14 protein-coding genes are annotated in these 13,708 nt (G+C 43.5%); 2 read left to right on the top strand and 12 right to left on the bottom strand.

The window, feature by feature from the left end; translation table 11 throughout:
• Positions 1–307 precede the first annotated feature (307 nt).
• A complete protein-coding gene (locus DW904_RS09215; protein ID WP_118579639.1) occupies positions 308–556 on the top strand; it encodes a helix-turn-helix transcriptional regulator in 249 nt (82 codons plus the stop codon).
• Positions 557–593: 37 nt separating this feature from the next.
• On the opposite strand, the gene DW904_RS09220 is transcribed toward DW904_RS09215, so the two are convergent.
• The 12 genes from DW904_RS09220 to DW904_RS25380 all read right to left on the bottom strand — a co-directional run bounded on the left by DW904_RS09220 (position 594) and on the right by DW904_RS25380 (position 12,167).
• The gene (locus tag DW904_RS09220; RefSeq protein WP_173769628.1) at positions 594–1,058 is read right to left on the bottom strand and encodes a signal peptidase II; all 465 of its coding nucleotides are present in this window, start codon (positions 1,056–1,058) and stop codon (positions 594–596) included.
• Between the two features lie 13 nt (positions 1,059–1,071).
• Complete coding sequence (locus tag DW904_RS09225; protein WP_118579645.1) at positions 1,072–1,596, bottom strand: zinc ribbon domain-containing protein; 525 nt, start codon at positions 1,594–1,596, stop codon at positions 1,072–1,074.
• A gap of 107 nt (positions 1,597–1,703) precedes the next feature.
• Positions 1,704–3,137, bottom strand: a complete 1,434-nt coding sequence (gene clpX / locus DW904_RS09230) for an ATP-dependent Clp protease ATP-binding subunit ClpX (protein WP_118579648.1) — start codon at positions 3,135–3,137, stop codon at positions 1,704–1,706.
• A gap of 164 nt (positions 3,138–3,301) precedes the next feature.
• Entirely contained in the window at positions 3,302–4,987 is a 1,686-nt protein-coding gene (locus DW904_RS09235) for a trypsin-like peptidase domain-containing protein (protein ID WP_118579876.1), read from the bottom strand.
• Positions 4,988–5,203: 216 nt separating this feature from the next.
• Positions 5,204–6,124: a glycosyltransferase family 2 protein gene (locus DW904_RS09240; RefSeq protein WP_118579651.1), complete on the bottom strand. Its 921-nt coding sequence runs from the start codon at positions 6,122–6,124 to the stop codon at positions 5,204–5,206.
• A gap of 153 nt (positions 6,125–6,277) precedes the next feature.
• Entirely contained in the window at positions 6,278–7,690 is a 1,413-nt protein-coding gene (locus DW904_RS09245; RefSeq protein WP_118579654.1) for an LCP family protein, read from the bottom strand.
• A 14-nt stretch (positions 7,691–7,704) separates the two neighbouring features.
• Positions 7,705–8,322 (bottom strand): exopolysaccharide biosynthesis polyprenyl glycosylphosphotransferase, encoded by a 618-nt coding sequence (locus tag DW904_RS25360; protein ID WP_347562079.1) that lies wholly within the window; start codon positions 8,320–8,322, stop codon positions 7,705–7,707.
• The gene (locus DW904_RS25365) at positions 8,319–9,107 is read right to left on the bottom strand and encodes a hypothetical protein (protein ID WP_347562080.1); all 789 of its coding nucleotides are present in this window, start codon (positions 9,105–9,107) and stop codon (positions 8,319–8,321) included. Before DW904_RS25365 ends, DW904_RS25360 begins: the two co-directional genes overlap by 4 nt.
• Before the next feature lie 228 nt (positions 9,108–9,335).
• Positions 9,336–9,680 carry a hypothetical protein gene (locus DW904_RS25370; RefSeq protein ID WP_347562081.1) on the bottom strand — a complete coding sequence of 115 codons (345 nt, stop codon included), beginning with the start codon at positions 9,678–9,680 and terminating at the stop codon, positions 9,336–9,338.
• A complete protein-coding gene (locus DW904_RS25375; protein ID WP_347562082.1) occupies positions 9,653–10,252 on the bottom strand; it encodes a glycosyltransferase family 2 protein in 600 nt (199 codons plus the stop codon). Before DW904_RS25375 ends, DW904_RS25370 begins: the two co-directional genes overlap by 28 nt.
• A 47-nt stretch (positions 10,253–10,299) precedes the next feature.
• Positions 10,300–11,688: a glycosyltransferase family 2 protein gene (locus DW904_RS09260; RefSeq protein WP_347562083.1), complete on the bottom strand. Its 1,389-nt coding sequence runs from the start codon at positions 11,686–11,688 to the stop codon at positions 10,300–10,302.
• On the bottom strand, positions 11,613–12,167 hold the full coding sequence (locus tag DW904_RS25380; RefSeq protein WP_347562084.1) for a glycosyltransferase: 555 nt from the start codon (positions 12,165–12,167) through the stop codon (positions 11,613–11,615). Before DW904_RS25380 ends, DW904_RS09260 begins: the two co-directional genes overlap by 76 nt.
• A gap of 262 nt (positions 12,168–12,429) precedes the next feature.
• On the opposite strand from DW904_RS25380, the gene DW904_RS09265 reads away from it, so the two are divergent.
• Complete coding sequence (locus DW904_RS09265) at positions 12,430–13,683, top strand: D-alanyl-D-alanine carboxypeptidase family protein (protein ID WP_118579657.1); 1,254 nt, start codon at positions 12,430–12,432, stop codon at positions 13,681–13,683.
• The last annotated feature ends 25 nt before the right edge of the window (positions 13,684–13,708 follow it).

Here is a 13,708-nt window from a genome sequence, read left to right on the forward strand (position 1 = left end):
AAGATACAAAAATTGCCTGAGGAATGAAGCACATCAATATAACAAGCCCCAGCAAAAAGCCGGGGCTAATACTTCAATTATTTTAGGACATTTTCAAAAACGCTTGACACACTAATTTTCAAAAAAATTTGAAAAATTTAAAAAATATATTTTTGTATCTTTTAGGATTCCGGCATAGATTTGTTCTTAGTCCATTTTGGTCTTTTTAACTATTCCAAGGGAACCGCAATTTATAATGAAATCAACCGTTATCCACCTGTGGCTGACGGCTGATACTATTTATACTTTTACACCAGAGAAATGAAATATGACGTACAAAAGAATCAGAGAGCTGCGGGAAGATCATGATCTGACACAGAAATACATGGCTCACTATCTCAATGTGATCCAGCGTACCTACTCGCGTTATGAACGAGGGGAAAGAATCATTCCTCCTGATGTCTTATGCAAAATTGCAGACTTCTATAATGTAAGTGTAGATTATCTGCTGGAACGCACAGATACAAAGCAGCCTTATCCTCCCTCACTGCTCTCCAGAAAAACAAAAGACACCTAGCGCACTGTGCCAGGTGTCTTTTGTTTTCTGTCTCAGATTATTTTTTCCTATATGAAAATAAATTTCCTGCTGCCCACAGAATGGTACCTGCAGCAATACATACGTCAGACAGATTAAATACGATCTTACGAATTTCTTTGTTCTTCACATTCAGGCTCACATAATCTGTAACATATCCTTTATTTCGACGGTCTGTGTAGTTGGACATTCCACCACCCAGGATCATGGCAAGACCGGCTCTGCTAAGCTTATTTCCGCCGGGGAGAAGCTGGTGCCAGTATTCCCCTGCCACACAGCCCATACCAGCTGCTGCAAGCTCCTGGCAATTCTCCCTGCCGATTTTTACCTTACCAAGAATCTTATCTTTATTGTGACAGTTCCGAAGGAGCAGTCTGCCTCCCAGTACTTCTTCTTTGCTTCCCTGAAGGCGGGTACTGTCAATATGTTCTTTTATCTTATAATCCAACAGAAAAATTCCGCCGGCAATTGTTAGCGAAAGCATAAATGCAGCCTCCTTATTTACCTGGAAAATCCTGACCACTTTTCTCAGTTTCTGTTGAGACCTTTTCTTCCTCTGTACCTGCCTCATTCTCTGCCTGCTTCTCTTCTGTCTCTTCTACAGGTTCTGCAGTCTCAGTGTCCACCACATCACCCTCAGCTTTCTCCGGTTCCGGAGTCGGGCATACAGAGCCACAATATGGACAAAAGGAGACACTTCTGTCTACAGATTTTCCACATGCCGGACAGATTTTCCGTCCCTTCATCTCCGCTGCTGCATCCTTATATCCGTCAATAATATCCAGATGCTGCTCAATCTCTTCGCAGAACCCTTTAAGAGCTTCTTCTACTTCTGCACCTTCTTTGTACTTTTCAAAGATCACATTTCCAATGTCTGCTTTCAGTTTCTGTACCATCTGCTCTTCACTGGAAATCTTGCTTCTGATCTTCTGCGCCTCATAAAGCTGACCGGCTTTTTTTCCAAGATCCTTGGTTGTCCTTGTAATTGTGTCACTTAACTCGTCAAAAAAATCGCGTGCCATAATACCATCTCCCTTTCATATAAAAAGTGTTGTAACTATTCAGTACTTTTACGGCTAAAAGCTGTCTCCTGAACAGCTGCAAAATGATGAAACACCTGTTTCCCTGTCTACTGTGCCATCCCGATCAGGGGAATTTCCTGTCCGCGAAGCAGGATTCTCGGACCGCCTGTACCTTCAATATATTCTCTGGTAATGATCACCTGTCCAATACTGTCATCTTTCGGAATCTCATACATGATATCCAGCATATATTCCTCCAGAATGGCGCGAAGACCTCTGGCTCCAGTGTGTTTCTCCAGTGCCTTGGCCGCAATCGCGTGAAGCGCATCTTCCTCATAGTCCAGCTTCACCTCATCCAGGGCAAGGAGCTTCTGATATTGTTTCAGAATTGCATTCTTCGGTTCCTTCAGAATCTGCACTAACATATCCTCATTCAGTCCGTCCAGTGTATATATAATCGGCAGACGTCCGATAAATTCCGGAATCATACCAAATGCACGGATATCATCTACTGTCACCTTCTCCAGAATATGTGGATCATTGTCATATTTGTCCTTCAGGTCTGCGTAAAAGCCGATAGATGCCTGCTTATTCAGTCTCTCCTTGATAATATTCTCCAGATCCGGGAATGCCCCTCCACAGATAAACAGAATATTTCTGGTATTTACCGTTACCATAGGAACCATGGCATTTTTGCTGTTGGCTCCGACCGGCACCTCTACCTCGCTTCCCTCCAGAAGCTTCAAAAGTCCCTGCTGAACCGCTTCACCGCTTACATCACGCTGATTGGTGTTCTTTTTCTTGGCCAGCTTGTCAATCTCATCAATAAAGACAATCCCATGCTCTGCTTTCTCCACATCATTATCTGCTGCAGCAAGAAGCTTGGAGATCACACTCTCAATATCGTCACCAATATAGCCTGCCTCTGTAAGAGAAGTAGCATCTGCAATAGCCAGCGGCACGTCCAGAAGTCTGGCAAGAGTTTTTACCAGGTAGGTCTTTCCGCATCCGGTAGGTCCGATCATCAGCATATTGGACTTCTCTATCTCAATCTCATCCATAGTGTCTGTAGCCACACGCTTATAATGATTATAGACAGCAACAGACATTACTTTCTTGGCTCTCTCCTGACCAATTACATATTCGTCAAGGCTTGCCTTGATCTTATGTGGTGCCGGGATCTTCTTAAGATCAATCTCTGGCCTGGCATCTTCTTTTTTCTTCTTTACTTTCTTCGGACGAGGAATTGCATCCTGAATACTGCCAAGATTGATCATACTCACATTAGGCATATTAAGAAGATCGTTCAGATTCAGTCCGTTATTCATCTGCTGGGTCATGGTGTCAAAGCTTTTCTGCATACAATCATTACAGATATGTATATTGTTAGGAAGCTCGATCATTTTGCCTGCCTGGCTCTCCGGACGATGACAGAGAAAACAGAATTTCTCATAATCGCTGTCATCTTCGTGATCATCGTTCTTCTCTGTTATATCGCCATCGATGATTTCGTCTTTTTCATCGTCAAAATGTTCAGTCATATAATTATTTCCTTTCCTGCTGCTGTTATCAGGCTAACCAGCAGTCTTTCCTATCTTATGTAAAAATCATTTTTGTTTTCTTATTGTACCATACTTTTCTCTGATTTAGAAATTAACTTTTTATAAAATGTGAAAAGGGGAGCCTTATCAGCTCCCCTTGCATATTACTGATTACCATCCGGTCTTGCACTCAATGTAACAGTTACTGTCGATTCCTCATACTCTCCGTTATTTAACCGTGCCACCTCAATTTCGATTTCTTCACCAGCTGAATAATACTGAAGCTTATCGTTGATATCAGCCTTACTTGAAACCTTCTGGCCATCCAGCTTGGTAATAATATCACTTTTCTGGATTCCGGCATTATCTGCTGCCTCTCCCGGATACACATCCATAACAAATGCACCAGATGGCATATTATACATCTGGATTGCTTCTCTGGAAAGATCGGCGAATTTAACTCCCAGATAGCCAATCTGTGACTCATCTGAAACTTTATCCCTTGTCTTACGATTCATAAGTTCTTCCAGAATGGGCTGTGCCTTGGAAATCGGAATGGCATATCCGGTTCCCTCTATACTGCTTGATGCAATTTTGGCACAGTTAATTCCAATCAATTCTCCCTGCATATTTAAAAGGGCACCACCACTGTTGCCAGGATTAATTGCTGCATCTGTCTGGATCAGCTCCTCATAAGTATTGGAATCGGACTGAACAGTGCGATCCAGGGCACTTACCCAGCCAGATGTTACAGTCTGACCATAACCAAGTGCATTACCAATGGCAACCACCTGCTCACCAACAGCAAGATCATCCGAATTGCCAAGCTGGGCAATTTTAATCTGGCTCATGGTTTCTTCCGGAATGTCACTTTTTTCAACTGCAATCACCGCAAGGTCTGTATCCTCGTCAGTTCCTTTTATCTTTGCGGAAACTGCACCATCAATATTCAAGTCTCCATTTCCATTTATATAATTCTCAGTTTCCTGTTCTGCACTTACCACATCACTTCCGATAAAGCAGACACTCAGTGTAGTAGCGCCCTCCACTACATGATTGTTGGTAGCAATGAGAAGTTCATCATCATTCTCTCCGACAATAATACCAGAACCGCTTCCTGTACTGGGATATTCCATTCCATAGCCGAAAAAGCTGCGAATTTCCTGCATGCTTACTGAAGTGATTGCCACGACTGAGGGCATTGCAGCCTGGGCAACCCCTGCAACGGGACCTTTTTCATTTGCTACGATTTCTGCATTGATGCCTTCGCCTGCATCTGTGCTTTCTTCTGCCGTAGTACTGGCAGATGCTGAAGAAGTAAGTGTCTCTGCAGACCCTACTGCAGTCTGAGTTTCTTTCTTAAAATATTTATCCGACACCATATTCACTGCCTGAAATACCAGACCTGCCACCAGACCAAAAATCACAGCCAGCGTAATAGTATTTCCTGCTTTCCTTCCCAAACCGGAAGATGCTGCCTTATCATTATGAAGTCTGTGATGTCTTCCTTTCTTTTTTTCCTCAGGCTTCTTCTCCTGTTCATCAACCTGATAATGCGCATATCTGGGTTCCGAAGATTGGGACTCAAAACCGCTGTCTTTGGATGAATTTCCGGAAGTATCTGAATTATTGCTGGAAGCGTAATAATTTCCATTGTCTGTGCTTCCTGCACCATCTGAATTTCTGCTGCTGGTATATTTGTAATGATAAGTTACATTTTCATTCAATTCATCTTCGGGGGCCGCTGTCTGATCCGATGCAGCCGATCCGGATTCATCTGTATTCTCTGGCTGTTGGGAGCTGCCATCCGTTTTCTCTGGCTCCTGTCCCCAATTCCATTCATCACTCATTTTCTGCTCCCTTCTATGTTCATAAACAGTGCTGCTGTTCACGTTGGAATCTGCAGCATTCTGTAACATTTTCTTTTATTTATGATACAAGTTTAGCAAGCAATTGTGTTGAAAATGTGATAGATTCATTAAGAAAAGGTGACACGAAAAAAAGTGTCACCTTTCATAGCCACAGTCCCTATTCACGAAGTGCATAACTGTAAAAACACTGAACAGTTACTCGTTTTTCCAATATTCACGGTTCATAGTACAAAACAAAATCACCTTTTTCGGCAGCTTTTTATATCTTTTTCCAAGAAAATATCCCATATATTTGAAGCCACTTTGCCCTGCCAGCTTGGGAACCAGCCAGATATGCCCTGTTTTTATAAGATAAGCCAGGCTCTTTTTCACAAGGCGAAGTCCCTCTCCCTCTGATGGTACTCCCTCAAAAATCTCCGGATGATCTGCCTGGGAAACACCCAGATCAAAATTCCGGTGAAACTGCTGTCTGCATGAATAATTGTGTGAATGGATCACACAGGCATCTGCAGCATAGGCAATTCCATATCCCCGCTTTGCCATAGTTCCTGCATAGATCATGTCTTCATTAAAAATAGCTTTTTTTACAAAACCGCCAATTTCCTCATAAATACTTTTCTTATAAGCTGCACACACATTGGAGCAAAAATAAGTTTTTATTCCATATATGCCAGTATCTTTTTCCCATTTTATAGAAGAAGTTTCCGGATAATTAAATCTTCTGGTGTATTTTTCCAGGTAAGCACAGTCCTCCCGAGCCAGCTGTCTTGCGTAGGCAGCTCCAACTTTGGAATTTTCCTGCAGTGGACGGATCAGATTTCCAATCAGATTTCTGTCTGCCGGAACTGCATCCTGAGTCATAAATACCATAATATCTGAATCAGACAGTCTTGCTCCCCGGCATCTGGTTCCACCGTGGTCAAAATCCGCCTTTTTCAAATGTACCACGTCCACTTTTGGAAATTTTTTCTCCCAGGCCGTGTTCCAGAATTTCTCTTCTGTATTCATAACAAGAATTTTTTCCACTGGATAATTCTGTGTGGAAAGAGAATCCAACAACTTCTCAAATTCTTTTCCCGGACGGTATGCAGGAATAATTACGTCAACTGTTTCCATAGTATCTCTCCTCTTTCAGGTTCTGCACGAATAAATATACTTTCGCAATATGGTAACAATGCTGGCAGAGCGCACATCCTTTTCGCGAAAAAGGGACCACTTCCTTTCGGATGGTCCCTTTAAATTTTCAATCATGGAATATTTATCTACTGATCAATATCCGCTTCCATCTTCGAAACCGCCATCGCCGGAGCTGTCTCCACTATAATCTCCGCCGCTGTAGTCTCCTCCATTATCGTAACTGCTTCCAGAATCACTTCCACTGTCATAACTGCCATCGCTATAATCGCCGCTATCGTCTCCACTATAGTCGTTTCCGCTGTCATAGCTATTGTCGTAGCTGTTATCATAGCTGTTGTCGTAGCTGTTATCATAGCTATTGTCGTAATCGCTTCCACCATAATCGTTGTAATCATAGTTTCCGCTTCCGTCACCCTGCCATACAATATCAGAAGAATTTCCTGCTTCATTACTTGCAATCGGAGACTGGTCAACCAAGGTATCTGCACCGCCTACAAGCTCAATGATCCGGGCATTCGCCTCCACGATGTTCTGTGACGGCTGGTAATTCTCGTCAGCACCATACAGAAACTTATGAAGTTCCTTTACATTATCCTCCAGCGTGTCTGCAACAACCATGCTGGCCTTCTTCACATCCGCAAATTTGTACTTGGCTGGGAAACCGGTAGTATCCGCAATGTTATACCCCATCAGCGTCGGAATCAGGTTCAGAATCTCAGTCTTCGTGATGGATGTGGAAATCATAGGAAATACCTCGTCCATAATATTGAAAATGGTGGTAATTCCTGCTGCCTTTGCTTTGTCAACCATCATTCCGATCACACGGCGCTGACGCTCAGTACGTCCCATATCCATGCTTGCAGTGTAACGGATACGACAGTAAGAAACTGACTGTACACCATTCAGATGGTATGTTCCAAGGATTTCCTCCTCGTTCTCCGGCTTGGGATCCGGCAGTTCTACTGGCGTGTAACTTTTGCCGGTCTCCTGGGAAGTTTCTATACAATAGTCATTCATAAACACCATTTCCGCATAGGAAAGAGGAATATCAAGACCGCCAAGTGCATCTATTGCAGCTACCATTGCATTAAAATTAACAGTTACGTAATCCGTAATTTTCAGGTCAAGCATGGTATTCAGCATGGAAATGGCCTGTTCCGGACCACCATATGCGTAAGCAGCATTTGCCTTGGTATAAGTATCATTTCCAATATCCAGAAGAGTATCACGATATACGGAAGCAAGCTTCACCTCTTTGGTATCATTATTAATACTTGCAATGATAATGGTATCACTGTTCTGTGCATCAAGCGCAGCATTCTTGGAACGCTGGTCGATTCCGAAAAGTGCATAAGTTGTATAGCCAGACATCTGTGGTGCTGTCACATTCGTAACAATCTTGCTCTCATCCAGCTGAGGTGTCTCAATCTTGTTCAATCTGGAATCAATCTGTCCATATACATACAATCCGCCAATAAACAGCAAAAGACAGATAATTTCCACAATAAACAAAGCAGTCCTCTTTTTTCTACCAGGTCTTGCCATTTTTCTTTCCTTTCTCAATACGCATTCTTATTAATGAATCCTTTAAAGATCGTCATAAACATTATCTTGATATCAAGCCCTACAGTCCAGTTCTCGATATAGTAAAGATCACACTCAATCCTCTTGCGGATGGAAGTGTCACCTCTGTATCCGTTTACCTGTGCCCATCCGGTCAGCCCGGGTCTTACCTGGTGCTTCACCATATATCTCGGAATCTCTTCACGGAACTTTTCCACAAAAAATGGTCTCTCAGGTCTTGGCCCTACCAGACTCATATCTCCCTTAAAAATATTAAAAAGCTGGGGAAGTTCATCAAGGCTGGTTCTTCGCATAAATCTGCCGATTGCTGTAACCCTGGGATCATTTTTTACTGTCCAGGCTTTCTTCTCCTCTGCCTCCGGCTGAATCTCCATAGAACGGAATTTATACATCCAGAAAGTCTGATTATGGAGACCCACACGTTCCTGACGGTAGATCAGCGGTCCAGGAGAAGTGAGCTTTATCAGCGCACATAGTACCAGCATGATCGGCGACGCCACAATAATTCCAATAATGGAGCCACAGATATCCATTATTCTTTTTATCATGGCATTAAAAGTATTACTAAGAGGAACATACCGGATATTGATCACCGGAAGTCCCAGAATATCCTCTGTATATGGTTTCGTAGGATAATCTTATTATAATCCGGAATAAATTTTGTATGCACTCCTGATTTCTCACAAAGCGCTACAATCTCCTCCAGTCGGTAATATTCACTTAATCCCAGTGTAATCGCAATCTCGTCAAGCCTGTTCTCCGGCAGGATCACGTTTAGATTGGCAATTCTTCCGATCACCTTGACGCCTTTATACATGGTACCTGCAGTAATATTGTCATCCAGAATGCCTCTTACCACATATCCCCACTGAGGGTTCTGCTGAATGCGGTCAATATACTCTTCTGCTGCCCGGCTGTACCCAACCAGCACTACCTGTTTCTGGTTCAGTCCTTTCTTTCGCATTTTGCGCAGGCTGTAGAAAATGAACATTCTTGCTCCCCAGCTTGCTACAATGCAGATTCCGTAAAACATATACAGTACGGAACGGGAAATATCGCCTTCTTCAATGGTATACAAAATAAATGTAGTGATCAGAATACCAAGAGAATTGGCTTTCACAATATTAGACAGCACAAGACGTCTTCCCTGCATACGCATTGGTTCATACAGCGAAAACGCATGATACAGCAGAATATATGCCGGCAGGATAAATACCAGTGCAGACATATACTGCTGGAAGCTTCTGGCCCGGACTGCATTTGCCGCAAAAGGTCCGATAAATCTCAGCGCCCAGGCAAACATATAAGATAACGTAATTACACAGGCATCTATAACGACATGGAGCCGACTGAAGTTCTTCTGATTATCTTTAATCAATCTCTGCCACCTCTGCCCTTCTTCGCATGTTGCTGGTTCTGTCACTCACAGCAACCTTCACAAACCTGTTCCTGCTGCGCGTTTCATCCACATCTCACGCTTTAAGCACTATCTGGTCTGTGACTTTCTCTATCTTATAATAGATAAAACAGAATTGCAATAAATTCTTCATACATTAATGTGAAAAATAGTTACGAAATACTAACGAATCACTTCTGCACAAACTTTTTATACCATAAATCTGTAAATTATATTCCACCACAGTTCCAGCTGGATTCTGGCGTATCTTCCAAGATTTCTCATGTGGAACTTCACTTTTTTATTTCTATGACTGATCTGGAACCCATTTTTGATTCCTGCCACATACTCCCTGCCCATTCCCTTCTGGGAAAAAAACAGGATCTTCATGCCAAAGCCCGGCACCAGAAAAGGAAGATTCAAAATAATCTGAAGAACCGGCATATTTTTGTAGATCAGATAAATATTATTTCTTGAAGAATATCTGGTCTTAAACTGATTGTATCTGGATCCGCTTGTTCCGCTGCCTACATGATAGACCAGTGCAGCTGGCACATACCAGTTCTCATATCCAAAGATCCTGGCACGATAGCCACATCAATATCTTCCAGATATGCAAAATGCTCTTCATCAAAATATCCGATTTTCTCAAAAACCTTCTTACGGTAAATAGCTGCGCCAGCGCATGAAGCAAATATCCGCCCTTCCTTCTCAAAGGAATGAATATCCTTTCCTTTGCCCCGGGCATATGCCCAGCCAAGAGCAGAATAATAATTTCCTGCATCATCCAGTTTATTCCGGTCATGATAACAGATCATCCTTGCACTGCAGGAGAAGGCCTTCTTATGACGCTTTATAGCTGCCAGCATTTCCCCCACAAAATTCTTATCTACTTCTGTATCGTTATTCAAAAGGAGCACATAAGGTGTCCGTGATGCATAAATCCCCTCATTTACAGCTCTTGAAAAGCCGAAATTATCTGGCAGCTCCACAATGTGTACCCAGGGAAAGTTCCCCATTACAAAGGCAACGCTTCCATCTGAGGATCCATTGTCCACCAGAATGGTCTCAAAATTCTGAAACGCCTGCTGCTCCAGGCTTGAAAGCACACCCTCCAGATATGCCATCCATTATAATTGGGAATAATGACTGATACTTCCTGCATAATGTCTTCTTAGTCTTCCTCCTTTTTGCCGGTCATGCCCGGAAGTGGTCTTAAAGAATAATTCCACTTGGTCAGGGAAAGATTCTTATTATAATTGGGATCACCGTTCTTCAGAATATCGATCCAGTTACATCTCATATATTCGATTTCCCGCTGGAAACGTCTGACTTTCACCTCATTGTTCTCTGCTCCGCGGGTCTTGGATTCCATATGGTAAAGCCTTGCATAAGGATCATAAACCACCAGATAACCTGCTTTCGTAGTCTTCAGGCACAGATCCACATCGTTAAAGGCGACTGCAAGTTCTTCTGTGAAGCCGCCCACTTTGTCAAAAGCACTGCGCTTCATCATCATACAGGCTGCAGTTACAGCGCTCATATCCTGTAAAATAGACGCCTTGTGGAGATATCCGGTACGATCCGCAGGCATATCCACAAACATATGACCTGCAATTCCACCAATTCCGATCACACAGCCTGCGTGCTGGATGGTATTGTCCGGATAGATCAGTTTCACACCTACCGCTCCCACTTCTCTTCGCTGACACACCCCCAGCATTTCTCCCATCCAGTCCTCTGTAATGACCGTTACATCATTATTCAGAAAAAGGAGATATTCACCTCTGGCATTTTTAACCCCAAAGTTGTTGATCGCGGAATAGTTGAATTCCTTTTTCCAGCAGATCAGATGGATCCTGGGATCCTCTGAAATCTTCCTGTAATAATCAAAAATCTCATCTGTAGTGCTGTTATTCTCCACGATAATGATCTCATAATTGTCGTAGAGTGTGTTCTTCTTAATAGATTCCAGGCATTTCTCCAGAGTTTCCTTCTCGTCTTTATTGGGAATGATAATGGAAACAAGCGGATGTCCCTGTACCGGGTATTTCACTCTGTAAAATCCAAGATCAGGAGTATGGCTTACAGTGCCTTTTACTCCAGTCCTTTCAAGATGTGCCTCGATAGCGCGTTTGCCTGCTTCAAAAGCGTACATCTTACTTGCAGGATTATCAGCAGTAGATGCCTTGTGGGTACGCCAATGGTACAAAATCTCCGGTACATGCACCACTTCCCTGGCTTTTTCCACACAACGGAAAATAAAATCATAGTCCTGTGCTCCGTCAAATTCCCTGCGGAATCCGCCCACTTCTTCTACAAGCTGCCGCCGCACAACAAAAAAGTGACAGATATAGTTATTGGAACGAAGCAGATCAATATTAAAATCTGGCTTCAGGTGCGGCTGAAAATGCTCATCCAGTTCAGCAGTCACCTTATCCTCATCTGTGTATACTGCATCCCCGTGCTCATGCTGGTTCAGTGCATTCACAACCTCGTAAAGAGCATTTGGCGCAAGAAGATCATCATGATCCAGAAGCCCCACAAATTCTCCCTTTGCCATGCAAATGCAGCATTGGTGTTCTCTGCAATCCCTTTATTCTCAGTGAGTTCCTGCCAGCGTACTCTCCTGTCCCTGCTGCTGTATTCTTCCAGCACTTTTCTCATGGACTGATCTTCCGGACTTCCATTGGCAATGCAAAGCTCCCAGTCCTCATAGGTCTGTGCTTCCAGTGAATCGATCATCTGCCGCAAAAATAATTCCGGAGTACGATAAGCCGGAACTACCACGCTGATAAGAGGTGCGTAAGCAAATTTTTTCTTTCTTTGTTTGTCAAGGACCGTCTGGTCCGGCACATATGCCGCGTACCAGGGACCATAAGGGATCTCCTCCGGCTCAAAGCGCTCGTGCAGCCGTATCCAGAACTCCCTTGGACCATAATGCTTCAGATACAAAAGTCCCTTCTGGATCATGTAAGGAGATAATTTTTTGAAGAAACGAGACCACTGGATCCGTCCCTCTGATCCGTTTTTATCGCTCATATTAAAATCCTTTGCTTTTATAATGACCCTATTTTAACATTGAAGAAACAATTTTGCAAGGAAGCTGTAAAAGAAAGGTTGAATTGAACCACATTTTAGGATATGATTATATTTGTATTATATTTTTCTATTTTACAGGAAAAATATACTATATGTTATACTTGCAGCAGAATTGTATCTGCACTGTCAGAAAGAGTGTTACCATGTTGTTCACAGACAGCACTGCAGATACCCTTATTTTAATACAGGAGTTCATTATACTATGAAAAAGCGAAAGATAACCTCAGTTTTTCTGGCTCTTGGTCTTTTTGCATCTCTTCTTTTCCAGGTTCCCATATCTGCAGAAGAGGCAGACCAGAGTGCAGCAGTTGAAGCATCAGGTACCATATCTACCAATTCCATTTCCGGATGGCCCCAGGCTTCCGATATTTCTTCTGAAGCGGCTGTAGTCATGGAGAATACCACCAATACCATTCTCTATTCCAAGAATGCAGACGAAGTACTTTTCCCTGGAAGTACAGTCAAGATCATGACCTGTCTTCTGGCTCTTGAGAATACACAGCTCACAGATGAGGTTACCATGACCGCCACCGGAGTTTCCGGTGTCACAGACGGTGGTGCCAGTATTTCCTCACAGGTTGACGAGGTCTTCACTGTAGAGCAGTGCCTGTATGCCATTATGGTTGCCTCTGCCAATGATATTGCACTGCAGATTGCAGAGCATGTAGGCGGTTCTGTAGACGGCTTTGTCCAGCAGATGAATACCCGGGCACAGGAGCTTGGATGTACCAATACCGTATTCACGAATCCCACCGGACTTCCGGATGACAACCAGCACACTACAGCCCACGACATGGCGCTGATCATGCAGGCCGCCATCCAGAATGAGTCTTTCAGAACCATCGCAGCAGCCACCAGCTACACGATCCCTGCCACCAATAAAGCGGCAGCCCGTAACCTGACCAGCAAATTCACCATGACAGATACTGGCAGCACCGGATTTTATGAAGGATGTATCGGCGGTAAGGAAGGTTATACGGAAGCCTCCGGAAGTACACTGGTATGTGCAGCCCAGCGAAATGGCATGACTCTGATCAGCGTAGTCCTAAAAGGTGCTTCCGGTCAGACAGCTCCTGATGCAGCCTCTATTCTCAATTATGGATTCGATCAGTTTGTAACTTTATCCCTTGGAGACAGCGATTTCAGCATTATCTCCGGCGGTGACGTAGTAGTTCCAGCCGGCACCGGTGCCGATAGCCTTACCACAGAAGATTCCCAGAACGGCGACCAGATTGACCGCACCTACCTTTTTAACGGCACTTCTGTGGGATCTGCAGTCCTTGAAGTTGTTCAGTCTGATGATACTGCCTCCGTCCAGGAAGGTCAGCAGCACATGCAGGCTGCCAAGGATTACTCCGATAATCACACTGAAATTCCGTATTTTGTAATTGCCGGTGTATTCTTACTTCTTCTGATTCTTTTGATCTGGAGGATCGTGAAAATCGTAAAATCCTAATAAAAAGCCCAGTCAGGACAGGGTA

Origin of the sequence: Ruminococcus sp. AM42-11 (assembly GCF_003480145.1) — a bacterium.
Taxonomy (GTDB): domain Bacteria; phylum Bacillota; class Clostridia; order Lachnospirales; family Lachnospiraceae; genus Blautia_A; species Blautia_A faecis.

Excerpts from the sequence above, each read along its gene's own strand:
- DW904_RS09215 (WP_118579639.1), top strand. The coding sequence starts at position 308 with ATGACGTACAAAAGAATCAGAGAGCTGCGGGAAGATCATGATCTGACA.
- DW904_RS09220 (WP_173769628.1), bottom strand. The coding sequence starts at position 1,058 with ATGCTTTCGCTAACAATTGCCGGCGGAATTTTTCTGTTGGATTATAAG.
- DW904_RS09225 (WP_118579645.1), bottom strand. The coding sequence starts at position 1,596 with ATGGCACGCGATTTTTTTGACGAGTTAAGTGACACAATTACAAGGACA.
- clpX (WP_118579648.1), bottom strand. The coding sequence starts at position 3,137 with ATGACTGAACATTTTGACGATGAAAAAGACGAAATCATCGATGGCGAT.
- DW904_RS09235 (WP_118579876.1), bottom strand. The coding sequence starts at position 4,987 with ATGAGTGATGAATGGAATTGGGGACAGGAGCCAGAGAAAACGGATGGC.
- DW904_RS09240 (WP_118579651.1), bottom strand. The coding sequence starts at position 6,124 with ATGGAAACAGTTGACGTAATTATTCCTGCATACCGTCCGGGAAAAGAA.
- DW904_RS09245 (WP_118579654.1), bottom strand. The coding sequence starts at position 7,690 with ATGGCAAGACCTGGTAGAAAAAAGAGGACTGCTTTGTTTATTGTGGAA.
- DW904_RS25375 (WP_347562082.1), bottom strand. The coding sequence starts at position 10,252 with ATGGCATATCTGGAGGGTGTGCTTTCAAGCCTGGAGCAGCAGGCGTTT.
- DW904_RS09260 (WP_347562083.1), bottom strand. The coding sequence starts at position 11,688 with ATGGCAAAGGGAGAATTTGTGGGGCTTCTGGATCATGATGATCTTCTT.
- DW904_RS25380 (WP_347562084.1), bottom strand. The coding sequence starts at position 12,167 with ATGAGCGATAAAAACGGATCAGAGGGACGGATCCAGTGGTCTCGTTTC.
- DW904_RS09265 (WP_118579657.1), top strand. The coding sequence starts at position 12,430 with ATGAAAAAGCGAAAGATAACCTCAGTTTTTCTGGCTCTTGGTCTTTTT.